Here is a 25,027-nt window from a genome sequence, read left to right on the forward strand (position 1 = left end):
AGCCCAGTTCCACCTGTCAACCTATGCGAAGGACAGGGATCGCATGACCAATGCTTGACCGGTCATGCCCGACACCAGATAAAACCTCATGAGCATTTTTGACGCCAAGTTGGACGAAAGCAGCAGTATTCTGGTTGCGGCGATGGCCCCTGCAGACTGCCGCGTCCTGTTTGAAAACGCGCATCGAACATCTTATCCGGCGGGCCAGATGATCTTTGCGGCGGGCGAACCAGGTCAGATGGTGATGCTCATCGAAACCGGCAGGGTCGAGGTTTCGGTCACATCAATGACAGGCCGCAAATCCGTGCTTGCGCATATGGGACCGGGCGAGGTTCTTGGTGAAATCGCGGCTTTGGATGGCGGGGTGCGCAGCGCTGACACGGTGGCAACAACACCGGTGACCGGTTTAGTTTTGTCGCGCGAAAACATCCTGAAATTCGTGGCCGAACGCCCTGCGATTGCCCAAGCGATCATTACCGAGCTCTGCCGCAAAGTTCGCAACGCCTCCGACATGTTCACTACCCAATCAATCACCGAAGGTGGGCCGCGGCTTGCGCAAGCATTGTTGCGACTATTCGACAAATGGGGTGTTGCCGAAGAGAACGCGACACTCCTGTCCGAACGGTTTTCCCAAACGGAAATCGGGGAATTCAGCGGTCTTGCCCGTGAAAACGTAAACCGCCACCTCAAATCGTGGGCTGAACTTGGTATTCTGAATACACGAGGGCGGCGCTTACGTCTGATCGACCGCGCCGCCCTTGAAAATATTGCCGCAGGTTAAACTTGGCTGGGTAGCCAAAGCACGATCCAAGGGAACGCGACCAGCAGGGCGATTGTAATCGCGTCAGCGATGAAGAACGGTGTCACGCCTTTGAATACGTCCTGTACGCTAAGGTCATCGCGAACACCCGCCACGACAAAGCAGTTGAGGCCGATAGGCGGTGTGATCAGACAGAACTCTGCCATTTTCACCACCAAGATCCCGAACCAGATCGCGCACATCGGACCAGACATACCGAATGTACTGTCCACGGCTGCAACTGCTTCGCCACCGTTCAGCGCCATGACGGCCGGATAGACCACTGGCAGTGTCAGCAGTAGCATCCCGATCGCGTCCATGAACATGCCCAGCACAGCATAGGCCAACAAAATGCAGATCAGGATCAGCATTGGCGCCATGTTCAGCGACGTGATCCAATCCGAAAATGCGCCCGGTAAGTCAGCAAAGCCCAGGAAGCGGACATAGATCAGCACGCCCCAGATGATCGTGAAGATCATCACACTTAGTTTTGCAGTTTCTAATAAGGCGTCTTTCAGCTGGTGCCAGCGCATTCCGCGATACATCGCGACCAAGAATACGACGAACGCACCAATCGCGCCGCCCTCTGTGGGCGTACCCCAAGCGTCGCCACCAAACGGGTTATAAACGAACAAGATGATCGTCAGAACCACGAACACGATAGGCAAAGCAGGTGGCAGCGATTCAAACCGCTGTCGCCATGTAAAGCCGCGCACGGGTGGGCCGAAATTCTTGAACGTCATCGCCATCCCGATGATCAGAGACGCATAAACAATCGCAGAAAACGCACCCGGCACGAAACCTGCCAATAGCAATTTACCTACGTCTTGTTCTACGATAATCGCATAGATGACCAAAATAGCAGACGGCGGGATCAGCGACGCCAGCGTTCCTGCTGCGGCTACAACACCAGCCGCGAAACGTTTGTCATAGCCAATATCCAACATCTCTGGGATCGCGATGCGCGCGAATACCGCTGATGTCGCAACGGACGCGCCAGACACCGCTGCGAAACCAGCTGTCGCGAATACTGTAGACACAGCCAAACCGCCCGGCACCCAAGCGAACCAACGCTTCGCAGCTTCGAACAACGCCTGCGTCAGACCCGCATAATAGGCCAGATAACCGATCAGAATGAATGTCGGGATCAAGCTAAGCGCTTGTGACGCGACCTTGGAATGTGGCACCTGCCCTGCGGTTTTCACCGAAACGGTCAGCGCCCACATGAACTGTTCGGGATCGTACCCCTTCTTCGCCCAGAAAATCCAAATCAAGCCGGTCATGCCTGCCATTGCCGCCGCGAATGCAACACGCATCCCCAGCAAAACCAGCACTAACATGCCGCCTGAAACGATCAGGCCAATATCAATCGGTTCCATGTTTAACGGCCTTCTTCTGCGCCAGAGACCGTCTCGGCCTCCATGCGGGCTTGGGTTGCGGCATCAGCGACAAGGGGCACGGCAATTGCCTGTTCTTCATTGCGGATGATGGCGCGGACATAGGCCCAGACCTGCAACATCAATCGCAGGCACAGAACGCCAAATGCGACGGGCGCCAACAGTTTCGCAGGCCACAGCGGCAGGGCGATATCCATCGAACTATCGCGGCTCCACATCGGAGATCCGAAATCAAAGCTGCGCGCGAAATGCGCCCAAGTGCCCCAAACAAGCAGGATCATCAGGATCAAAATGGTCAGTGTCGTGATCAGTTCGACAATATACAAAGGGCGACCGCTGAGTTTGCTGACGATCATGTCCATCCGGATGTGACCGCCATCCCGCTGGGTAAACGACACGCCCATAAAGGCGATCAGCGGCATCGCCTGCTGAATCCAATCGACATATCCGGGCAGCGGTTGGTTAAGAAAGTTGCGTCCGCCAACAGACACAACGGCCAGCAGCATCAAGCAAAAAACTGCCAAGCCACTGATCAGGGCAAAAGCGCTTTCGAGTTTGTAGAGCTGTCGGTCAATTTTACTGAGCGTGCTGTCGTCGGACAGCACAAGGGATGAACCAGCCATGGCAGGTCTCCGTCCAAAAATGAGAAAGACCCCGCGCCAATAGTATCAGCACGGGGTCTGTATCAGGGTTTAGCTGTCGCCAGCGATCATGCCAGTCACAAGATCGTACAGTTCTTGCGCAGGCAAACCACGACCCGCGTTATCCGCGATCCATGCTTCAGCAGCAGGGGCAGCAGCGGCTTCTTTGAAGGCTGCGATTTCGTCATCTGTGAATGTCACAGATGTGATCCCGCGCTCTTCCAATGCTGGGCCCCAAGCAACCATCGTGTTGTCGTTGTAGTTGGACACATAATGATCAAGCGCTTCGTCGATGGAATCCATCAATGCAGCGCGGTGATCGTCTGACAGGTCGTTCAACGCGTCAGTGTTCGCCACAACTGGACAGTTCACAGTGCCCGGGTTCAGGTTTGTCGTCCACCACGTACCATTTTCGATTGTGCCGAATGACATGTGTGCGTGTGGTGCGAATGCGACCGCTTTCACAACGCCGCTGTCCATCGCCTGACGTACTTCGGTCGCGGACATGGATGTTGGAACACCGCCAACGGCTTCCATCGCTGCACCGATACCACCGGTTGCACGCACGGACAGACCGTCAAAGTCAGCCAAGGACGCAGGCGCATCGCCGACACCAACAAGGTTGTACTGCGGCAGTGGGGACGGCATCAAAAGCGTCGCGTTCCAACGACCAAGGTCTTCTTGGGCTGCTGGGTGGCCGTAAACAGCCATGGACAATTCAACTTCCTGCTCAAGCGATGACACGCCGAGGAACGGCAGTTCCAGAACGGTGATGGATGGGTTTTTGTCACGGTGGTAGCCCGCACAGAACTGCGCCATTTCAAACGCGCCAATGGAAATACCATCTAGGTTTTCGGTGTTCTTGGACAGACCACCATAGCTGATGTTCAATGTGAATTCGCCGTTCGTTTTCTCGGAGACGAGTTCAGCCAGCTTTTCAACGTGTTCGGTAAACGCGCGGCGTTTGCCCCAAAGCGATACGTTCCATTCGGTGGCCAAAGCTTCGCCAGCAAATGCAAGTGTGACAGCCGCAACAGCGGATGATTTCAAAATAGTGCGCATGATTTTCCTCCCAGAGACATGCTGATGTCTGAGGGAAGCCTAGCAAAGGATTTGCGACCTGCCTATGCAAGAAAATGCCTAGCGACGTGGTTCTGCCCTGCGGATTCCCGCAAAGCCGGTTTTCAGCTTTCGACAGGCGTCTCTGCCAGTTCGCGGTCCGCTTCAGGCACGTTCAATGTGGCCCATGTATCATCGCGTGGCGGCGGCGGAGGCGTGATACAAGATTGGTTGTGAATGTTCACTTTCGCCATGAAATTCGCAGAAATCGGGGCCGTAACAAACAAGAACCCCATGATCAGCAATTCATGCAATGACCCCTGCCCGATCAGGAAAGAGTTCAACATCGACGCCATCAGGAACGCACCGATGCCGACGGTCCCTGCCTTGGTGGGGGCGTGCAGGCGGCTCATTGAATTATCAAGTTTCAGCAGGCCGATGGCGGCGACAAACGTGAAAAACAGGCCAATAATCAGCGAAATCGCGACGCCAATGGTGAGAATAAGATCAAGAGTCATTCGATGATGTCCCCCCGCAGTACAAATCGGGCGTATGCGACCGTGGAAACGAAACCGAGCATTGCAATGATCAGCGTCGCTTCGAAATAGATCTGCGTGCCTTGGAAAATGCCGATCAGGACGATCAAGCCAATTGCGTTAATCACCATCGTGTCCAGCGCCAGAATACGGTCGCCCGTGCTCGGCCCTTTCCACAATCGGACCATCGCCATGATCTGGGAAATCGCCACGATGATAAACGCGGCGTACAGGCACCATGTCACAAGATCAGTTGCAAAGGTCATTGGAATATCTCCAGCAAACGGCGTTCGTAGCGGTCTTTGATGTCATCGCGCACAGCGTCCGGATCATCAGCATCCAGCGCATGCACAAGCAGGCTGTGCCCCTCGTCGGACAGATCAGCCGAAACAGTTCCAGGCGTCAGCGTGATCGTTCCGGCAAGGATCGTGATCGCCTCTGGTGACTTCAGCTCCAGTGGGATGATCACCCAGCACGGCTTCATCTGCGCATTGGATTTCGTGAGGATGATCCAAGCAACTTGGACGTTCGCGACAAGAATATCCCAAACAACCAAAACACAGTATTTCAGCATCGGGATCAGGCGCATCCGGTCAGGGCGATCCGGCCACCAACGTCCGGTCAGGAACGGGATGACGATGCCCAGAATGATCCCGAAGACGACCATCCCAGCAGAAACGCTGTTCTGCAGCATCGTCCAAACGACGGCGAGCAAGAGCGTCAGGAAAGGGTGCGGGAACAGTTTTTGAATGAGGTGTTTCATATCTAGTGCTCACCCTCTTCATCAGTCGCGTGATCGTCGTCGCCATACCCATCGTCTTTGTAATCCGACAGCTTGCCCGGTGTGTCCAAAACGGTCGAGATATAAGCGTCAGGCGCAAACAAATCCTTGGCAATCGCCGTCGTGTAAGACGTCGCGGGTCCTGCAAAGACCGTGTGTGCCACGAGCATCGTGATCAACCCACCGACCGCGACATATGACAACGCAGCAGGCGGTACCGCGATCTCTGCGTCCTCGGGAACGGGCACGCCTCTCGCTTTCCAGAACATTGTGCTGCCAGCCCGTGCAAACCCCACAACGCTGATCAAGCTGGCCCCAAGCACAACTGCCCATACCCAAACCATCGTCGCCGTATCAAACGCTGCATCCAAGATTAAAAGTTTGCCCAAGAAACCGGACAGCGGCGGCAAACCAGCCATAGCAATGGCAGCGACAAAGAACATCGCAGCGGTAAGGATGCCGCCTGCAATTGGTGGCTGCGCCGTCAGGTTCAGGTTTTCACGACCCGCGCGTGCAAGGTCAGCAATGAGGAACAGGGCCGCCGCGGCCAACGTCGAATGCACGATGTAGTAAAGCGCGGCTGCGATCCCTTCGGGTGTGAACAGCGCAATTGACACCATCACCATGCCCATAGATCCGATGACCGAGAACGCAATCAAACGATCCAACTTCTTCGCGGCCAATACGCCGATCATGCCAACAGCCAACGACACCAGTGCAGCAGGCATCAACCACCATCCGTGAAGGCCAACAGTCGCCTCAAGCTCTGGCGGGAAGATCATCGTATAGACCCGAATAATCGCGTAGGCGCCAACCTTTGTCATGATCGCGAACAAGGCCGCAACAGGTGCTGGTGCTTCCGCATAGCTGGACGGTAGCCAGAAATGCAGCGGCACAATCGCCGCTTTGATCGCGAACACCATTAACAACAGCACGGCCGCAACACGGATACCGGACGATTCCAACGGATCGAACATCTGCACGCGCACAGCAAGATCAGCCATGTTCAGCGTACCTGTCTCTGCATATATCGACCCAAGCGCGAATAGGAACAGGGTCGAACCAAGCAGGTTAAACAACACATATTGGACGCCCGCCCGCAAACGGACAGTGCCGCCCGCGTGGATCATCAGACCGTAGGACGCGATCAACAGTACCTCGAAAAACACGAACAAGTTGAACAAATCACCCGTCAGAAACGCGCCCATGATGCCCATCAGTTGAAACTGGAACAAGGCATGGAAATGCCGCCCGCGGTCGTCCCAACCGGACCCGATGGAATAGAGCATGACAAACAGCGCGAGCACCGATGTCAGCAGGACCATCAGCGTCGACAGCTGATCCGCGACAACAACAATCCCGAACGGGGCAGCCCAATCACCAAGCTGATACAGCGTCACCGTGCCGTCAGATGCCTGCCACACCAGCCCCAAGGCCACAACGATCAGACCGACAATACCGGCCAGCGAAATCACCCGTTGAATGCCGATGTGATACCGCGCGGCCAGTACAATGAATGGCGCCAGAAACGCGGGCAAAACGATAGGTAGAATGACCCAATGGCTCATGACGCATCTCCCGTCTCTTGTGCGGGTTTCGGATCATCCACATGGTCGTCATTTGCACCAAGGAACGCGCCCAGTGCGATCATCACGACGACCGCAGTCATCCCGAACGAAATCACAATTGCGGTCAGAACCAACGCTTGTGGCAACGGATCGGTGTAGGTCGTCGCATCCGTCAGGATGGGTGGCGCGCCAACAGTCAAACGGCCAGACGCGAACAGGAACACGTTCACCGCATAAGTCAGCAGCGATACTCCCATGATCACAGGAAAGGTCCGCAAACGCAGAACCAGATAAAGACCCGCAGCCGTCAAAATGCCAATGGCGGACGCAACAAGAAGTTCCATTATTGGGCCTCCGCTTTCAATTCATCTTCTTCGCGGGACGGATCAATATCCATCGGATGATCCGGATCATCGACATGGGCACGGCGGGCCAGCCGCGAGAAGCTTTCAAGCGACAACATCACAGCACCGACAACGGCAAGGAAAACACCCAGATCGAACAACGCGGCAGTTGCCAGTTCGAATTTCTCAAATGGCGGAATACGCACATAAGTAAAGTCAGACGTCAGGAACGGTTTACCAAAGAACCACGACCCGATCCCCGTGAGACCGGCGATCAGGACACCAGCCCCGATCACACCGTGATACGGATAACGGACACGGGCCGACGTCCAGCTAAAGCCGCTCGCCATGTACTGCATCACAACCGCAATCGATGCGACAAGACCCGCGATGAAACCACCACCCGGTTCGTTGTGACCGCGCCAGAAGATGTAGAAAGCAACCATCAGCACAACCGGCATGATCACGCGGGTCATCACAACCATCATCATCGGATGCATATCACCCGCACGCGGTTGATCGGGTTTGCGGTTCAACAGACGGGCACGGACAGGGCCGGACAGCAACGTCTCGGTCAGTGCATAAATCAACAAAGCCGCAATCCCGAGCACGATTATCTCGCCATAGGTATCAAAACCACGGAAATCGACGAGGATCACGTTCACGACGTTCGTACCGCCGCCGCCCTTGTAGGAATTGGCGAGGTGGTATTCGGAAATGCTCGGCGCGATCGTGTCCCGTAGCAAGTAATGGTAAGACAGACCCATCGCAGCCAAACCGACGACAACGGAAATCACCGTGTCAGATGTCCGGCGCAACGCACTACTTTCAATCGGTGTCCGGTTCGGCAGGAAGTTCAGTGCAAGCAGCAGCAAAATGATTGTGACAACTTCAACAGTCAGCTGGGTCATCGCCAAATCAGGCGCGCTGAACACGACAAAACCGACGGATACCATCAAACCGACGATACCAATCAGGATCAGTGACAGCAGACGATTGCGGTGCAAGAAGACGAGCCCCAAAGTCGCAGCAACCAACATCAGCCATCCGGCAATCTGGATGAAGTTGGCGGGCTGCAATTCCCGTGTGGCCGGCGCCACAGTACCGGTTGCCCAAGCGTGGTAGCCGACAGCAACGACCGTCACTGCCATAATCGCCGCATAGCGTGAGAACGCACCATCATGCAGCGGCGCAATGATCTTGCGCGACAGGCTGACGGCAGCGGCGATGATTGCATCAAAGATTGTTTTCGCTTCTGGCCGCGGTGCCGCATCCCACAAACGTAGCGCGGGATTGAAGATCGCCAGCATCAGCAAACCACCGACAACCGCAATGATGGACATGTAAAGCGCGGGCACCAAGCCGTGCCAAATCTTGAAATGCGCGTCAGGCACCTCTGCCGCTTCGCCCAAGACCGCAGCGGTTACGATCTTGATAAACGGCTCGGCAAGGAACGGCGCGACACCGATCAGCACGACCAGAACAGCCAGCAACGCAGGTGGTCCCCACATGCCAACAGGAGGATCATGCGGATGCGCAGGGTAATCGTCGCGCTTTGGCCCAAGGAAGGTGTGACCAATCAAGCGGAAACAATATGCGGCGGAAAACAGTGATCCTATGGTCGCCAGAACAGGCACTAACAACGGTGAATTGAACAGAACCGTGTGCTCCGCTTCTTCCAACATCATCTCTTTCGACAAGAACCCGTTCAACAGCGGAATACCCGCCATCGACAGCGCTGCAATCGTTGCGATCCCGAATGTGATCGGCATCAGGTGGCGCAAACCGCCCAGCCTGCGGATGTCGCGGGTGTGGGTTTCGTGGTCGATGATACCAGCCGACATAAACAAAGCGGCCTTGAACGTCGCATGGTTCAGGATGTGGAACATCGCAGCCATCGCGCCGAACGCGGTGCCTGTGCCGAGCAACATGGTGATCAAACCAAGATGTGAAACGGTCGAAAACGCCAACAATGCCTTCAGGTCATGTTTGAACAGCGCAATCACAGCGCCCAGAACCATCGTGATCAAACCGGCCGTGGTCACAATCACGAACCATTCGGGCGTGCCGGACAGCACAGGCCACATACGGGCCATCAGGAAAATCCCCGCCTTCACCATCGTCGCAGAGTGCAGATAGGCCGACACAGGTGTCGGGGCCGCCATCGCGTGGGGTAGCCAGAAATGGAACGGGAATTGCGCGGATTTCGTGAAACAACCGAGCAGGATCAGGATCAAGGCGGGCAGGTACAGCGGGTCGGCTTGAATCAAATCGCGGCTTTGCAGGATCACCGACAGGTCGTAGCTGCCGACGATCTGACCTAGGATCATCATCCCCCCGATCATCGCAAGACCACCCATGCCGGTCACGGTCAGGGCCATGCGCGCACCTTGGCGACCTTCGGGCAAGTGCTTCCAGTACCCAATCAACAGGAACGACGACAGCGACGTCAATTCCCAGAATACCAACAAAAGCAGGATGTTATCGGACAGAACAATCCCGACCATCGCCCCTTGGAACAACAGCAGATAGGTGAAAAATTCGCCCATGTTGTCTTCGCGGGCCAGATAGAAGCGGCCGTATGTGATAATAAGAAGACCAATCCCAAGGATCAGACAGGCAAAGAAGAACCCAAGCCCGTCGAGCATCAAGGTCACGTTCAGCCCAAGCAGTGGCATCCAATCAATGCGCGCGGTGACCAGATCACCGGCCAGAACAGCGGGCAGGTTCGTCAACAAACCCACAAGGGCCATCAAAGTCACCATGAACGTGACACCTGCGACGGCCGTCCGGCCAGCAGCATTCATAACGCCGGGCAGCAACGCCCCTAAAAATGGCAAAGCAACGATAAGGAAGAGGGACACGCGAACTCCTGATCTTTAGGCCGAAATGGTTGGCTCGTTTTGGTTTAAAATGGATCGCACCTCAAGGGAAACAAGTCTTATCTGAGTGATTTTGTCGATAATTGATCTACAATAGGGCGTCTTTATCGAGACCAAGCTTCACAATCTTCTCGTTCAGCGTGCGTCGGCCTATGCCCAGCGCTTCGGCAGCGGCATCCATGCGTCCGGCGTGCGCTGTGATCGCTTTGCTGATCAACTCGCGTTCGAAAGCCGCAACAGCAGATCGCAACGCATCCGGCACGTCGTCCAATTGCTGGTCGTTCCGAATGGCGCGCGCCATGCTGCCAGACCCGCGCCGCGCCGCGAGAACACGACGTTCCCCCACGTTGCGTAATTCACGGACGTTGCCGGGCCAATCATGTGCAAGCAGAGCAGCAAGATCATCCTTATCCATATCAGGCGGTTCAATTTCGTAAGCTTCGCCATATTCCCGCAAAAAATGCGTCATTAACAACGTCACATCATCCCGACGCTGGCGCAGCGGCGGGATATTCAAAACGACGGTATTCAGCCGAAACAACAAATCCTGACGCAGATCTCCTGCCGACACGGCGGCGTCGGGATCTTCGTTCGTGGCCGATACAATGCGGATATCGACGGACACAGGCGTCGCGGACCCAACCGGCAAGACCTCCTTGTCTTCGATGACACGTAGCAGTTTGGCCTGGACCAATGCGGGACACGCCGCGATTTCATCAAGGAAAACCGTTCCACCACTGGCCGCGACCAACCGGCCCTTCGCACCACCATCAACGCCGAACATTTCTGTTTCGAACGTTTCCGCTGACAAAGCCGCACAGTTCAGGGCCAAAAACGGACCATCAGGATTGCGCCCAAGATCATGCAGAGCACGCGCGACCAATTCTTTACCAGTCCCTGTTTCACCAAGCACCATGACAGGCGCATCCGCTTCGGCAATATCTAAGATGTCTTCGCGCAGCGCTCTAATCTCGGAAGTCTGACCAAGCAGCACACGGTCAAGGCCGGACAACTGCAAAAGCCGTTCCCGCAAACGGCCGTTCGCTTGGGTCATACGGTGGTTGTTCGCTGCATTCCGCAGAATCGTCAGCAATCGCCGCGGCTCATACGGTTTTTCAACGAAACTATAAGCCCCGCTTTGGATCGCCTGGACCGCCATCGGAATGTCACCATGTGCGGAAATCAGGACAAGCGGCGGTGCAAAATTGGGATCAAGACTTTCCAGCAGATCGAGCCCCGACATCCCCGGCATCCGGACATCCGACAAGATCACGTCAGGCATCATCGTTGCCATTTGATCAGCCACAGCGCTTGCACGTGACAATGCATGTGCTGTCCAACCCGCTGCGTCCAGCAATTCGACCAAGGATTCACGCATTGCTTTGTCGTCATCAACGATCAAAATACTATGGCTCATGATGTCGCATCCTCTGTCGTATCGGCAAATCGGATATGAAAAACCGCACCGCCATCGGGGCCGTTTTCAGCCGTCATATCACCCCCGTGATCGCGCACAATCTGCGCAGAAATGGCAAGACCTAACCCCATACCACGTCCGCTATCACGGGTTGTCATGAAAGGCTCTGCCAAATCTGCAAGCGTGGCATCCCCCAAACCATGCCCGTTATCAGTGACCGACACCCACGCCGGATCACCGCCCAATACGACCCTAACACTGGGATTTTCCGCCTCTTCAACCGCATCCGCCGCATTGCGCAGGACATTTGTCAGGACCTGTTCGATCCGTAATTTGATCCCGCGCGTCATGACAGGTTCGTCAGGCATATCCGAGATCAACGCAATTCCGCCAGCACTGTAATTCGGTTCAACCAATGCAATTGCCGCCTGCAAAGCGTCACGCAGATCGAATGGTTCAAACGGTTCGCTGCCGGACCGCGCAAAGAACTTAAGTTGACGGGTGATCCCTTCCATCCGATCCACGAGACCACCGATTTTGCCTGCTATGTCTGGCGCTGCCTTTGCACTGATTTCAGCGGCGGCGATGTGGTTGCGCATCGCGGCAATTGGTTGACCAAGTTCATGGGTCACGGATGCGGACAACTGGCCCAATGCCGCCAGACGGCTGGACCGTTCCAATTCCCCCTGCGTCCGCTTTAAACGGCGTTCGGCGCTGCGGCGGTCCTCAATTTCTACGGCCAGCCGATCATTTGCGCGCCGCAGCTCTGCTTCCTCGTCGACCGATTTTTGCAAAGCCACAGCCATACGGCGCGACCTTTGGACTTGGACCATGATAAACGCCAAACCCGCCGCAAAGATTAAAGCCGCAGTCACTAGCCATGTGCGTGTCGTAGCGCGATCGTCACTTGCAAAGTAATGGATTGCCCAATCATGCGGCAAATCACGCGCAACGACGTGTAATCTTTCATCACCGCCAATCGACGCACGAAACGCGTCATGGGGCGACCATTGTAATGGCTGTAGGTCCTGACCGGAAAACTGGCGACTTTGCGAAATTGCGCCGCGTTGCGTATCGGTCAATGCGGTCAGCGTGCGGTATTGCCACGCTTCATCTGACGCCAACAAGACAACGCCATCCTGATTGACCAACAAAACCTGTTCACCGGAATCCCGCCAGCTTTGCGCCAATTGGGACAGATCGATCTTGATCGCAATCACGCCAACAATCGCATCGGCCCCGTCGCGCACCGCATCTGCGATAAAATAACCGGGCAGGCCGGTTGTCGCACCAATCCCATAGAACCGACCCTGCCCACCGCCCAACGCAGTCTGGAAATATGGTCGGAAGGCATAGTTCTGACCAACAAAACTGCCCTCCAGATGCGCATTAGACGCCGAAATCGTAGCACCACTGGGCTGCATCAAATAAATGGCATCCAATTCAGCCTGAGCCGCGAAATCTTTCAGTCGATCATTCAACAGATCACGGTCACCACCTTGGGCCGTCGCCACAACAAACGGATCGCGTGCCAGAACATACGTCAGGTGCGAAAACCGCGCGAGCTCGGACGTGACTGTACTGTGATACAGTGACAACCGCCCTTCGGCTTTCGACAATTCCTCGGATTCGAAATACCGATACGACAATTGGTTAACCAAGGCGGCTATGGCCAAGACCACAAGGGCTGTCAGAAATCGGGGAAGGCGGCGCATGTGTATCGGTCGCGTGAAATGGGCCAAATGTCAAACAATCAGGGTTTTCCAATGACGACAGCGGACTAGGTAGCGATTGGCGCACATGAAGCGTGATTTGACAAAATGTCGCACGGCGTCAGTGTGATCAGGACGGAATCAAAAATGGGGATACACATGCGTTTATCGAACAAACTTAAACTCTCGGCGACAGCGCTTGCGCTGATTGCGAACGGGGCAACTGCGGAAACGCTGCGCTGGGCATCCACGACAGATCCACAGACCATGGACCCCCATGCCGTGAACGCGGCCCCTGTGCTGTCGTTCCTGAACAACGTCTACGAAGGTCTTGTGCGCCGCGGCAAAGACATGGCGATTGAACCGTCCTTGGCTGAATCGTGGGAACCACTGGAAGGCGAAAACGGTTGGCGGTTTAACCTGCGCCAAGGCGTGACCTATCAGGACGGATCCGAATTTACGGCAGAAGACGTAAAATTCTCCTACGAACGCGCATCTAACGAGGCATCAGACGTCCGGTCTTGGTTCGCACCTGTCGCGGAATTCCGCGTCGTTGATGACTTTACCGTCGAATTTGTGACTTCTGCACCAAACCCGCTGTTCCCTGACAGCATCGCCAACTTCATGATCATGGACAGCGGTTGGACGACAGACAACGACGCAGCCCTGCCTGCACGTGACGCGGAAAACCATGCAACCCGCAATGCAAATGGCACCGGACCATTCATGATCTCGGCCCGCGATCCGGGCGTGTCCACGACATTAACCCCGTTTGATGGCTGGTGGGACGAAGCAGAGCACAACATCACCGAAGCAACGCTGACACCAATCGGCAATGCATCAACCGGTTTGGCGGCACTTCTGTCAGGCGAAATCGACTTTATCGAACCAATTCCACTACAGGACGTGGGTCAGGTCGAAGGTCGCGATGGTTTCAAAGTCATCGAAGGTTTGGAAACCCGCGTGATCATGTTTGGCTTTGGCCACGAACACGACACCCTGCTGTTTTCCGAAGATGTGACGGACGCAAACCCTTTCACAGACCCGAAAGTGCGGCTTGCCGTGGCGCATGCGATTGACGTGAACACCATCGACCGCGTCGTGATGCGCGGCAAAATCGAACCTGTCAGCCAATTGGTCCCTGAAGGTATCTCTGGTTATTCCGAAGCAAACGCAGACCGTCCTGAATATAATCCAGAGCGTGCGAAAGAACTGCTTGCCGAAGCTGGGTATCCAGACGGGTTCTCGTTTGGCCTGAAATGCACCAACGACCGCTACATCAACGATGAGGCGCTGTGCCGTGCCGCCGCATCCATGCTGGCCGCTGTCGGTATGAACGCAGAACTGACAACTGTGCCAGTGCGCAACTACTGGGAACAACTGCGGGCCGACGATTTCGACATGTACCTGCTGGGCTGGTCCCCGGGCACATTCGACGCGGAACACCCGATCCGTTTCCTGATGCATTCGCAAGACGACGAAGCAAAGCTGGGTTCGTGGAACTTTGGCAACTATTCCAACGCCGAAGTTGACGCGCTTCTGCCGCAAATCCAGCAGGAAATCGATGCAGACGCCCGTCAGGCGCTGATCGATCAGGTTGTCGAAATCACCCAGGCCGAAACTGCCTATGTGCCGCTTTACACCCAGCCGTTGATTTGGGCTGCGAAGGACAACATTGACCTGACACAGCGTGCCGACAACTTCTTCATGTTGCGCTGGGTCACTGTGAACTAATCCACGCGTTACGCGTTTATCAAAAGTCAGGGCCGCATTTGGCCCTGACTAGACACGAATAAGGCCAATACGATGATCTATCTCATCTTCAAACGGCTCGTCCAATCGGCGTTTGTGATGTTGGCTGTCGCGTTTCTGGCCTTTTCACTGTTCCGCTTTGTGGGCGATCCGGTCAGCCAGATGACTGGCGTCGAAACCTCGGTCGAGGACCGTGAACGCCTACGCGAAGACCTTGGACTGAACGACCCCTTTGCCCTGCAATTCTACCGCTTCTCAACGGACCTGTTGAAGGGCGACTTTGGGTATTCTTACCGAACCCGCGAACCAGTCGGCGAAATGATCGCGAAACGCCTGCCCGCGACGTTAGAGCTAGGCACCTTCGCGCTGGTCATCTCACTGATCATCGGCATCCCCGCTGGCGTTTACACGGCCCTACGACCAAGCGGCGTCGCATCCCAAGCGATCTTGCTGACGACCCTTGTCGGCGTATCAATTCCCACGTTTGTGATCGGGATCATGCTGATCTTCCTGTTCGGCGTGCAACTTGGGTGGTTACCAACCTTTGGCCGATCCGGCACCACACAAATCGGCGGGTGGAGCACATCGTTCCTCACGTTCGACGGCTGGCGGTCATTGATATTACCGGCTCTAACGCTGGGGGTTTATCAACTGACCCTCACCATGCGGCTCGTCCGCGCCCAGATGATGGAAGTCATGAAAACCGACTACATCCGCTTCGCGATGGCCCGCGGTATCCCAACACGGTCGCTACATTACAAACACGCGCTCGCAAATACGATGGTCCCTGTCATCACAATTATCGGTCTACAATTCGGCGGCGTTATCGCGTTTTCCATCGTAACAGAGTCTGTTTTCCAATGGCCTGGCATGGGCCTGCTGTTCCTCGAATCCATACGGTTCGTCGATATTCCGGTGATGGGCGTCTACCTTGTCGTGATCGCGTTCTTCTTCGTTCTGGTGAACCTGATCGTTGATTTGCTTTACGTGGCAATCGACCCACGCCTGCGCGTGAAGGAGGCAGCGTAATGTTGTATCGCCTTTGGGACAGTGACGGTTTCTGGCTTTTCCGGCGTAGGCCAGCGGCGATTATTGCGGCACTCACAGCGCTTGCGATCCTATTTGGTGCAATCTTCGCGCCATGGCTCGTAGACACTAACCCATATGATTTGGCGTCTTTTTCGCTGATGGACGGACTTTTGCCGCCCATGTGGGAAGAATTCGGCACAGCCCGTTTCCCGCTCGGCACTGACGACCAAGGCCGCGATATGGTCGCGGCGATCCTCTACGGTGCGCGCCTGTCGATGCTGATCGGGATCGTCGCAATGGCCATCGCGCTGGTGCTAGGGGTCAGCCTTGGCCTGATCGCGGGCTACTACGGCGGCCGATTGGACGCGATCATCATGCGGGTCGCCGACGTGCAATTGGCGCTGCCCGCGATCCTGACCGCATTGCTCATCGATGGCATCGCGCGCGGCATTCTGCCCTCGGACATACATCAAGAACTGCGGGTGATCGTTCTCACAACCGCAATTGCCCTATCGCTGTGGGTGAACTTTGCGCGCACCGCCCGCGCGTCCGTCTTTGTCGAAAAGAACAAAGAATACGTGCAAGCCGCAATGATCATGGGCCAACATCCCCTGCGCGTCATGCTGTGGCATATCCTGCCCAATATCATGGGGCCACTGCTGGTGATCATGACCGTGGACCTTGCCAGCGCGATCCTGCTCGAGGCCACACTATCGTTCCTCGGCATCGGATTACCGGCGGATTCCCCTTCGTTAGGCACGCTTATCCGCATCGGCATGGGTTTTCTGTTGTCCGGCGAATGGTGGATTTTGTGGGTGCCAACGATGTTCCTTGTCGCCCTTGTCGTGTCCATCAACGTGCTGGGTGATTTCTTGCGCGATGTCTTTAACCCGAGGTTGCGCTGATGCTGTCCGTCACAAATCTGACCGTCAAGTTCCCGTCGCGGCGGGGTGAATTCACGGCTATCGAAAACGTGGATATCAGTGTCAAAGCAGGCGAAATCCACGGCCTTGTCGGTGAAAGCGGGGCTGGCAAATCGACCATCGGCGCCGCCATCATCGGGCTGCTGCAAAGCCCCGGTTATGTTGCGCAAGGCGAGATGTCTTTGGGCGACACCAACCTGCGCGATCTTACAACCGCGCAGGCACATGCGGTGCGCGGTGCCCGTATTTCAATGATCTTCCAAGACCCGCAAACCAGCCTGAACCCCCTGATGCGGATCGAAGATCAGTTGATTGAAACGATGCAATCGCACGAGGACATTTCAGACTCTGATGCAAGGGCGCGCGCCGTTGATCTGCTGACCGAAATCGGAATCAAGAACGCCAGTGACCGGATCAAGGCCTACCCCCACCAGTTTTCCGGCGGCATGCGGCAGCGTGTTGTGATCGCGCTTGCGCTATGCACGAACCCCGATCTGATCATCGCGGATGAACCGACAACCGCACTTGACGTAGCGGTGCAGTCTCAGGTTCTCGACCTGATCCGCGAACTGGCGGACACACGCGGGATCGGTTTTATCCTAATCACCCACGACATTGGTGTGATTGCGCAGATTACCGATAACGTCACCGTTTTGCGTGGCGGAAAAGTGATGGAAAGCGGCCCAACAGAACGCGTTCTGCGCCTGCCGGAACATCCATACACGCGTGCCCTGCTCGCCGCTGTTCCGCGTCTGGATCAAAAGATCGACCGTTTCCTTGTTCCCGCAACCGAAGCCGACGTCGACGCGCCCGAAATCGTCAGCGGCATGGACGCAGAGGCGTGGTTACTGGCCGGCGGCATCCAAGACCCCATCGGATTGGAAGCGCAGGACATCACCGTGAAATTCGCTGGCGAACGCACGTCACTGTTCCGCAAACCCGACAGTTTCACCGCATTAGACTCTGTTTCCATGTCTGTCAGACCCGGCACAGTAATGGGTCTGGTGGGGGAAAGCGGGTCCGGTAAATCGACCATGGCAAAGGTTCTGACCGGTCTCGTGCAGCCCAGCGCGGGCACGATGACACTGGACGGCAAACCGCTGCCCGACGCAAAATCACGGGGCCGCAAAGACCCATCGCGGCGGATCATCCAGATGGTGTTTCAAGACCCTTATAGCAGCCTGAATTCCCGACACCGTGTTGGCGCGCTGCTTGCGGAACCACTTTGGCTTTACGGGTTAGAAGACGACGCCAAAAAGCGCCGCGCGTTATGTGCTGCGATGTTGTCGCTTGTTGGGTTGGCACCTGATGCCATCGACAAATACCCGCATCAATTCTCTGGCGGTCAACGGCAACGCATTGCGGTGGCGCGGGCGCTACTGGCGCGGCCCCGCTTCCTTATTTGCGATGAACCGACATCAGCGCTTGATGTGTCGATCCAAGCCCAAGTGTTGAACCTGCTCAAAGACCTGCAAAGCACCTTTGGACTGACAATGCTGTTCGTCAGTCATAACTTAGCCGTCGTGCGGCAGATGTCGGATGACATCACAGTTCTGCAAGGCGGGAAAGTCATGGAATCAGGCGGATCAGAGCCGTTTTTCACCAATCCACAGGCCGACTATTCGAAAAACCTGCTGTCGCTGACGCCAACGCTTTAGTCGGCGATGAACGTGCCATAAACGATGCCGTTGGTGCCTTCGGACAGGATCAAACCGCCGACCTCGTCAGGGGTTGATCCGTCGGCATCCAACCCAAAGAACTGCCCTTGGGCGACCGTCGTCGTGTCTGACCCCGTAATGTCCACAGCGCCGTCACTATCGCGAAGCGACAAGGTCCCGCCCGAAAACGCACCGTCGGCAATGACTGCATTGCGCAGCTTGATCTCGGTCACAGGGCTATCCACGACAAGGCCGCTAATCTGGCTAACACCTTCAAATTCGTCCAACGTCACGGTCAAGCGGTTCACACCAAATGCCACGTCAACAACGCTACGGCCCTTGATCAGGTCGACACCGTTTGTGCCGGTGATGACAAAACCGGATGCACCACCTTCAAACCGCGCATCACCCGTCGTGCGCAGATCGGCAAGCGGCGTGGCCAAACCAACAATCCCAACCGCGTCGGCCTGATGAAACGAAGATGCGTTATCATAGTCGCCCAGCACATCATTATTGAGGTACGCAGCCACGTCAGCAAGGCTAAGCGATCCATCAATTCGTTCATACAACCCGTCGCGGGTCAAAACGCTGCGGCTGCCGTCGGTGTTTGTGACCAATGCAGCGGATGAAATCACAGTTTGGTTCGCTTCGATTGCTGCCAATGTCGCCAAAAGAACCGGATCACTTGGATCGATTTCAACAGGTGCGACTGTGCCCGCACCATCCAACGACGGTGCAACTTCGTCTTCGATTGGCGGGGTTGAAGTCGCAAGATCATCTGGCAAGTCAACGTCTGCAGGATCAACCGGTGTCGGCTCGGTCGGCACAGGTATAGGCACATTAACGGCCACTGGACCGCTGCCGCCGCCACATGCGGACAGGATTGTCAGGAAAAGCACCGCAGCAGGGATCAAAATGACCTTTGGGACAAACATCTGAAAACCCTTAAAATACAAAATCATCGGCACTTAACGTCGTGGCAGAAACGCCAAACACCGTGACTGATGTGTCTTCGGCAGAGAACACAGCGCCCTGCGCACCGTCAGTCACAAAATCCATGACGTTTGAGGCGTCAATGTCACGGAAACCGGACAGTTTGATGGTATCCACACCGACCGTGAAATCGACGCTCGACGGATCAATATCGCGGCTTGCGGCCGTTGTAATGTCACCGACAAGAAAACCCGCAATGACATCGTTTCCGTCGTCCGGGCGGAACACAAACTGATCAGCACCACGCCCCCCCATCAGCAGGTCATCATCCCGACCGCCGATAATGACGTCATCGCCAAACATCAGGCCACGACCACCTTCGCCGCGGATCTTGTCATTGCCGACACCGCCGGACAGGTTGTCCGCGCCGATCCCACCGATGATCACGTCATTGCTACCGTTGCCTTGGAGGTTTCCGTTACCGGACAGCGCAACAACCACATCATCACCAGCGCCACCCGTGGCCGTTGTGTGACCCAGACCATCAATAATCAGATCGTTATCGCGGCCACCGATCAATGTGTCATTGCCGGCAAGCCCGTACAGCCCGTCTTCACCGTTGCCACCTGTCAGGGTGTTATCCAACACGTTGCCAATAATCAGATCGCGGAAACCGCCACCGATGGCATTTTCGATCAGGGACGACAGGTTGCCGTTGTAAAGATAGGGATTGGCGATATTGCCTTCGGCAAAGTATACACCTTCGCCCGTCGTATCTGGCAGGAAACGTTCGCCAAAACTGGTGAAGCTACCCGGCTGAAGGTTGATCGTCATGTGATCTTCGCCATTCGACAGATCAAGCGTATCAATGCCCGCACCATCCCAGATCGCACGCTGCATCTTGTTGTTGTTCGGCAGGCCTTGGGATTCGCCGTTAATCAACAGCTCGCCTGTGCTGAAGTTCACTTGGTAAAGTGTATCGTCTGACTGGGCTTCGAAGTTGGCCCCGAACTGGTACTGCAGGGCTGCAATATCAGCCAACATGAACGTTTCCGGCCCATGTTCAGTGCCATAATACAGGGAATTCGTATCCGGGTGGGCGCGATATGACATCACGCTCCACGAATGACCTTGATAGGCGTCCGGCAAACCATGATCACCATGGTCGTCATGGGCGTGTTCAAGCCCAAGTCCGTGACCCAATTCATGCAAGATCAAATGGTCAACGTAGTCGCCCATAATCGGCGTATCGCGGTCGGGGTTATACACATGCATGACTCCGCCGTTGTAGCCATAGACATATGCGGTTGATGTGTTTTCGCGGAAGCTAAAATAAAGGTCCGCATTTTGTTCCAGCGCGTCCACTTCGGTGAACGTCACACCTGTGTATGCGGTGACATCCGCAAAGACCTGCAAATGGCGGTCGATAGAGGCTTGGTTCAGAACCGAATTCGCATCATCAAAGGCGATATCGGCTGTTAAATCAAAGGTGTATGTGATTTCCCCGCCAGCATCATAGACGCTGTCCATCAACAAGCCGTCGATCAGTTCGTCAAGAAGGGGATCACCGGTATCAATCACATCGGGCCTACGGACACGGTTATAGCCATCAACGGATTCGTCGCTTTCAAACACACCAACATCAACGGTCCCGAGCCGGGATTCCCCGTCGAGGTCTGTTGTGACAGCAGACAAGTTCGTGCCCGCGTTAACCGCGGCAGAGCTTGGGTCAATGTGGTAATTCCCGTAAGCAGCATCCCGGAAGCCAGCGTCGGCGATTTCTTCAAATCCCCCGCTAACTGGACCCGTTGTATCGCTTTCGGCCCGTATGCGCAAACCGCGTCCGCCGACGAACATGTTCGTCACGGCCGTAATTGCAGTCGCATCCGCAGATGCGTCCACGGCAAAGACAGTATCATCGCTCAGGCTGATCAGGTTGTTCGCGATCGTATTATCGCCAGACGTTGCCAACCTAATTGCACCCAGCGACGCCAGTTCACCTGACACAAGACCCTGACCGCTAAAATACCCTTCCCATGCGCTACCCGCGACATCATCTTGCGCCAGCAACGTGTTCAAATAACCGGCATCGACAATCGTGTTGTTCGCAACAGTCGCGCCGCGCACGTTGTTCAGGGTCACCGCGGCATTACCAGCCCGTTCAATCAAATTGTTGGCGACCAGCATTTGGCCGTGATCCCACATCGTGCCGCTATCAGGATCGACGCTGTCCATCGCATTCTGAAAATGGATGGATTTCCCTTCATCAATTTTCACGGTGACCGTGGTTTTGGACCCAACCCATGATACCATAGTATTGTAATTGTCGCGGAACGTGTTGTCGGTCACGATGATCTTGAAACCGTCGTTTTCATCGTAACTATCCAGCCCCTTAAACGACACCGCATGGGTGCCATTCGACGTGTGCTGGGTGTTGTTGTAAATCTCGTTGCCCGTCGCAGTGATGTAGTCGTTGCCACCGTGCGCAGAAATCGCGTGCGCTGCACTATCGTGGATCACATTATTCACGATCTCGATGTGGGTACTGCCTTTTGGCAAAGATATCGCTGCGGAATTGAAAAGGACGGGCTTGCCTGATCCGCTTTGATCGATGCCTGCGTCTTCGTAAGACTGGATCGTCTCGTTGACAGTTTCGAGCAGCACTTCGTTAGGATCACGTTCGAAATATTCGTAGACTGGATTGCCGTCCGCGTCCTCGGATGTCGCGATCCGGTACGTCCACTGCGCGTCCAACGCGTCATCTAAAGTGACCGATGTCGCGGGTCCTTCGATTTCAAAACCTTCGATCCGTATGTGGCTGCTGTCGCGCAGTACAATCGCGCCGTTGCCGTCGTACTGGAATTTGACGGTGCCGTCGTACAAAGGCTTGATGACAATCGGGTTGGCTTCGGTGCCGTGAACGTCATTCAGTTTAATGATGGTATCGGAACTATCTTTCCAGATATCGCGCACCCAATCGCTGCCGTCCCAGATCAGATCGCCATAGGTATCATTCCGATAAGTACCCGGAAGATAGTAGACCCTATCACCGGGCATCAGCGCATCGCCGACCCCGTCGATTGTGGCAAAGGGAAAATCACGCGTGCCGTTATTTGCATCATCGCCGAAAGTGCTGACGTAAAAGGTCGAAGGCATAAATCACCAAAATCACTCGAATAGGCCGAGAATTAGGTGATCATCAGGCCAGCAGAACGACACAGCCTAGGCATCATTAAGGCGAATTATGACGGACGCTCCATAAGTGTTAATGCTTCTGCAAAGAAATTCGGTCCGCCAAAGTTTCCGGATTTTAGCGCAACAGCCAGTGGACGGTCATCCACCGCTAGCACGGGCACGCCCGCCGCAAGACGCGGACCAACACGCAGGTTTTGCGCGTTTAACCCCGACACAGCTGCACCCGACGTTTCGCCACCCGCAACGACCATCCGGTTGATGCCAGCATCTGCCAAAGCGGCCGCAAGATCGGCAAACATGCTTTCGATCGCGCCTGCAATCACGTCGGTGCCGTATGTCTCTTGGGCTGCGCGCACGACGTCCGGATCGGCAGAGGTATAGACCAGAGGCGGCATATCTTGCGCCAGCACCCAATCCACGATGTCATCGACCTTTCCTGCGCGGTCCATCACGTCAGCGGCAGATAATTCCTTCGCAGGGTTCGTTTTCGTGAATTTTTCAACCTGACCACGTGTGGCGCGGCTACACGACCCAGACAAAACAACGCCCGGTCCTGTCACACCGTCCCAAGGCACCGCTTTCGTCGTCAGCCCGAAATTCGCAGGCAGTCCAATCGCGATACCGGACCCACCGGTCAGCAATTTTCGGTCCTTCACGGCCGCACCAATAGACCGCAGATCGTCATCTGCAATCGCATCCACGATGACCATTGACACAGGCAACGCAGCGATTGCGCCTTCAATGGCATCGGCGCCTTGGCCGACCACCTTCATCGGCACATGGGTCACGTCCCACGTGGTCTGCAACGCCAACACACGCCTGAGATCCGCGTCAGTCATCGGTGTCAGCGGATGATCCTGCATCCCACATTCATTCAGCAAACCGTCATTTACGAACAAATGCCCTTGATAGACACTACGTCCGTTTTCTGGAAAAGCGGGGCACGTCACGACGTGTGTTTCACCAAGCCGTTTTGCTAAGGCTTCCGCCACCTGCCCGATGTTGCCCTTTGCGGTGCTATCGAACGTTGAACAGACCTTGAAAATGATCTGGCTGGCCCCCTGCGACAGCAACCATTCGCAAGCCGCAAGCGATTGGGCAATCGCATCATCCACCGCAATCGTGCGCGATTTCAACGATACGACACCCGCGTCAACGTCCGCCACGTCAGCATCGGGAACGCCCACGAATTGCATCGTCCGCATACCCCCTTCGGCCAATGTCAGGGCAATGTCGGATGCACCGGTGAAATCATCCGCGATGACGCCTATTTTCATGTCTTTATGTCTCGTGTTGGACCGCGATCTAGTCGGGTGATATGGTCCGCAATGCCCTGCGGAAAGTAGTCTCTAACAAGGGGATCATGGCCAGGAATGATAAGATTTGGATGACTTGCCAATTGCTCCAACGTCGTGAAACCATCGAGCATGTTTTGCATATCCACCACGATCGGAAACGGTTTGCGGGCATGCAGGTTTTCCCAGAAATGCGCCGCATCTGACGCCAGTACCAGCCACCCTGCCGATGTCCGCACGCGCACCGCCTGTAAACCGCGTGAATGGCCGCCGATACAATGCACGGTCACGCCATCCGCCACCTGCCCATCACCGTCGTAAAAGACGACTTTGCCAGCATAAAGACGCTTGATCGCTGTGCAGATGTGATCCGCCGTAAAAGGCATCCGCAACGTGTCGTGACACATGCACGGGCCAGTTGCGTATGCCATTTCCGCAGATTGCATATGCAAGGTCGCGTTCGGGAACAGATCGAGCCCGCCAGCATGGTCATAATGCAGATGGGTGACGATAAGGGTCGTGATGTCGTCCGGCTTGATCCCCAAAGGTGCTAGGGCTGTGACGGGATCCATGCGAATTGGACGATCCCGCGCTGCAGCCTCTGCCCCATCATAGCCGGTATCGACAAGAATCGTTTGATCGCCGCACCGCAGCACCCACATGAAATAATCCATCGCATGAGGCGCATCGTGATTATCATCGAAGATAAAGCTATCGGCACGGGTCCGTGCATTGCGATCCGCGTATTTCACGGCATGGACCTGCCATTCGGTCATTGGGCAACCTGCGTGAATGTCTTGATGTTTTTAGCGGCGATCATCGGACCAACTGCGGCATCAAAATTTTTGAAATGCGTGCTGCCCAGATGCACGTCAAAAGCAGCGCGATCTGTGTATAGTTCATACAAGAACACCTCAGCGGGACGATCCGGTTCCGTTAGGACATCGAATTGCAAACAACCCTCTTCTTGCGCCAAAGAAGTCTGCGCATTCGCGATCATCTGCGGCATGAAATCTTCAACGCGATCTGGATGCAAAGAGAATGTCACGCAAACGGCGTAAGTCATGATCCTGTCCTTCTTTTTCCAATTGCAGTGCGCAGTAGAA

The 25,027-nt window shown here is 55.5% G+C and carries 21 protein-coding genes; 5 read left to right on the top strand and 16 right to left on the bottom strand.

Features of this window, described 5'->3' with window-relative positions; all coding sequences use genetic code 11:
• Window positions 1-88: 88 nt before the first annotated feature.
• Entirely contained in the window at window positions 89-781 is a 693-nt protein-coding gene (locus tag AC0L7R_RS00045) for a cyclic nucleotide-binding domain-containing protein (protein ID WP_473658199.1), read from the top strand.
• Here the strand turns inward: AC0L7R_RS00045 and AC0L7R_RS00050 are convergent.
• The 11 genes from AC0L7R_RS00050 to AC0L7R_RS00100 all read right to left on the bottom strand — a co-directional run bounded on the left by AC0L7R_RS00050 (window position 778) and on the right by AC0L7R_RS00100 (window position 13,139).
• Window positions 778-2,178: a TRAP transporter large permease gene (locus tag AC0L7R_RS00050; protein WP_348108146.1), complete on the bottom strand. Its 1,401-nt coding sequence runs from the start codon at window positions 2,176-2,178 to the stop codon at window positions 778-780. The genes AC0L7R_RS00045 and AC0L7R_RS00050 overlap by 4 nt on opposite strands.
• 2 nt (window positions 2,179-2,180) lie before the next feature.
• Window positions 2,181-2,819 carry a TRAP transporter small permease subunit gene (locus tag AC0L7R_RS00055; protein WP_247129370.1) on the bottom strand — a complete coding sequence of 213 codons (639 nt, stop codon included), beginning with the start codon at window positions 2,817-2,819 and terminating at the stop codon, window positions 2,181-2,183.
• Window positions 2,820-2,888: 69 nt separating this feature from the next.
• Entirely contained in the window at window positions 2,889-3,899 is a 1,011-nt protein-coding gene (gene dctP, locus AC0L7R_RS00060; protein WP_473658201.1) for a TRAP transporter substrate-binding protein DctP, read from the bottom strand.
• 122 nt (window positions 3,900-4,021) lie between these two features.
• Entirely contained in the window at window positions 4,022-4,414 is a 393-nt protein-coding gene (locus tag AC0L7R_RS00065) for a cation:proton antiporter (RefSeq protein WP_247129372.1), read from the bottom strand.
• Window positions 4,411-4,698, bottom strand: coding sequence for a K+/H+ antiporter subunit F (locus AC0L7R_RS00070; RefSeq protein WP_348108149.1), 288 nt, complete (start codon window positions 4,696-4,698; stop codon window positions 4,411-4,413). Before AC0L7R_RS00070 ends, AC0L7R_RS00065 begins: the two co-directional genes overlap by 4 nt.
• Window positions 4,695-5,195 carry a Na+/H+ antiporter subunit E gene (locus tag AC0L7R_RS00075; protein WP_473658203.1) on the bottom strand — a complete coding sequence of 167 codons (501 nt, stop codon included), beginning with the start codon at window positions 5,193-5,195 and terminating at the stop codon, window positions 4,695-4,697. Before AC0L7R_RS00075 ends, AC0L7R_RS00070 begins: the two co-directional genes overlap by 4 nt.
• 2 nt (window positions 5,196-5,197) lie before the next feature.
• Window positions 5,198-6,781, bottom strand: a complete 1,584-nt coding sequence (locus AC0L7R_RS00080; protein ID WP_473658204.1) for a monovalent cation/H+ antiporter subunit D — start codon at window positions 6,779-6,781, stop codon at window positions 5,198-5,200.
• Window positions 6,778-7,125, bottom strand: a complete 348-nt coding sequence (locus tag AC0L7R_RS00085) for a Na+/H+ antiporter subunit C (RefSeq protein WP_473658206.1) — start codon at window positions 7,123-7,125, stop codon at window positions 6,778-6,780. The genes AC0L7R_RS00080 and AC0L7R_RS00085 overlap by 4 nt, the downstream gene beginning before the upstream one ends.
• The gene (locus AC0L7R_RS00090) at window positions 7,125-9,989 is read right to left on the bottom strand and encodes a monovalent cation/H+ antiporter subunit A (protein WP_473658207.1); all 2,865 of its coding nucleotides are present in this window, start codon (window positions 9,987-9,989) and stop codon (window positions 7,125-7,127) included. The genes AC0L7R_RS00085 and AC0L7R_RS00090 overlap by 1 nt, the downstream gene beginning before the upstream one ends.
• Window positions 9,990-10,095: 106 nt before the next feature.
• Window positions 10,096-11,424 (bottom strand): sigma 54-interacting transcriptional regulator, encoded by a 1,329-nt coding sequence (locus AC0L7R_RS00095; RefSeq protein ID WP_473658208.1) that lies wholly within the window; start codon window positions 11,422-11,424, stop codon window positions 10,096-10,098.
• On the bottom strand, window positions 11,421-13,139 hold the full coding sequence (locus tag AC0L7R_RS00100) for an ATP-binding protein (RefSeq protein ID WP_473658210.1): 1,719 nt from the start codon (window positions 13,137-13,139) through the stop codon (window positions 11,421-11,423). The genes AC0L7R_RS00095 and AC0L7R_RS00100 overlap by 4 nt, the downstream gene beginning before the upstream one ends.
• 156 nt (window positions 13,140-13,295) lie before the next feature.
• Here AC0L7R_RS00100 and AC0L7R_RS00105 point away from each other — a divergent pair, with 156 nt between their 5' ends.
• The 4 genes from AC0L7R_RS00105 to AC0L7R_RS00120 all read left to right on the top strand — a co-directional run bounded on the left by AC0L7R_RS00105 (window position 13,296) and on the right by AC0L7R_RS00120 (window position 18,498).
• On the top strand, window positions 13,296-14,870 hold the full coding sequence (locus AC0L7R_RS00105) for an ABC transporter substrate-binding protein (RefSeq protein WP_473658211.1): 1,575 nt from the start codon (window positions 13,296-13,298) through the stop codon (window positions 14,868-14,870).
• A gap of 72 nt (window positions 14,871-14,942) precedes the next feature.
• Complete coding sequence (locus AC0L7R_RS00110; protein ID WP_473658212.1) at window positions 14,943-15,917, top strand: ABC transporter permease subunit; 975 nt, start codon at window positions 14,943-14,945, stop codon at window positions 15,915-15,917.
• Complete coding sequence (locus AC0L7R_RS00115; RefSeq protein WP_473658213.1) at window positions 15,917-16,822, top strand: ABC transporter permease; 906 nt, start codon at window positions 15,917-15,919, stop codon at window positions 16,820-16,822. Before AC0L7R_RS00110 ends, AC0L7R_RS00115 begins: the two co-directional genes overlap by 1 nt.
• On the top strand, window positions 16,822-18,498 hold the full coding sequence (locus AC0L7R_RS00120; protein ID WP_473658214.1) for a dipeptide ABC transporter ATP-binding protein: 1,677 nt from the start codon (window positions 16,822-16,824) through the stop codon (window positions 18,496-18,498). Before AC0L7R_RS00115 ends, AC0L7R_RS00120 begins: the two co-directional genes overlap by 1 nt.
• On the opposite strand, the gene AC0L7R_RS00125 is transcribed toward AC0L7R_RS00120, so the two are convergent.
• The 5 genes from AC0L7R_RS00125 to AC0L7R_RS00145 all read right to left on the bottom strand — a co-directional run bounded on the left by AC0L7R_RS00125 (window position 18,495) and on the right by AC0L7R_RS00145 (window position 24,987).
• Entirely contained in the window at window positions 18,495-19,433 is a 939-nt protein-coding gene (locus tag AC0L7R_RS00125; RefSeq protein ID WP_473658215.1) for a hypothetical protein, read from the bottom strand. The genes AC0L7R_RS00120 and AC0L7R_RS00125 overlap by 4 nt on opposite strands.
• A gap of 10 nt (window positions 19,434-19,443) precedes the next feature.
• Window positions 19,444-22,587: a choice-of-anchor Q domain-containing protein gene (locus tag AC0L7R_RS00130; RefSeq protein WP_473658216.1), complete on the bottom strand. Its 3,144-nt coding sequence runs from the start codon at window positions 22,585-22,587 to the stop codon at window positions 19,444-19,446.
• Window positions 22,588-22,673: 86 nt separating this feature from the next.
• Entirely contained in the window at window positions 22,674-23,903 is a 1,230-nt protein-coding gene (gene otnK, locus AC0L7R_RS00135) for a 3-oxo-tetronate kinase (protein ID WP_473658217.1), read from the bottom strand.
• On the bottom strand, window positions 23,900-24,697 hold the full coding sequence (locus AC0L7R_RS00140; protein WP_473658218.1) for an MBL fold metallo-hydrolase: 798 nt from the start codon (window positions 24,695-24,697) through the stop codon (window positions 23,900-23,902). The genes otnK and AC0L7R_RS00140 overlap by 4 nt, the downstream gene beginning before the upstream one ends.
• Window positions 24,694-24,987, bottom strand: coding sequence for an antibiotic biosynthesis monooxygenase (locus AC0L7R_RS00145; protein WP_473658219.1), 294 nt, complete (start codon window positions 24,985-24,987; stop codon window positions 24,694-24,696). Before AC0L7R_RS00145 ends, AC0L7R_RS00140 begins: the two co-directional genes overlap by 4 nt.
• Window positions 24,988-25,027: the final 40 nt, after the last annotated feature.

The sequence above is a fragment of the Yoonia sp. D2-7 genome, from assembly GCF_055809435.1.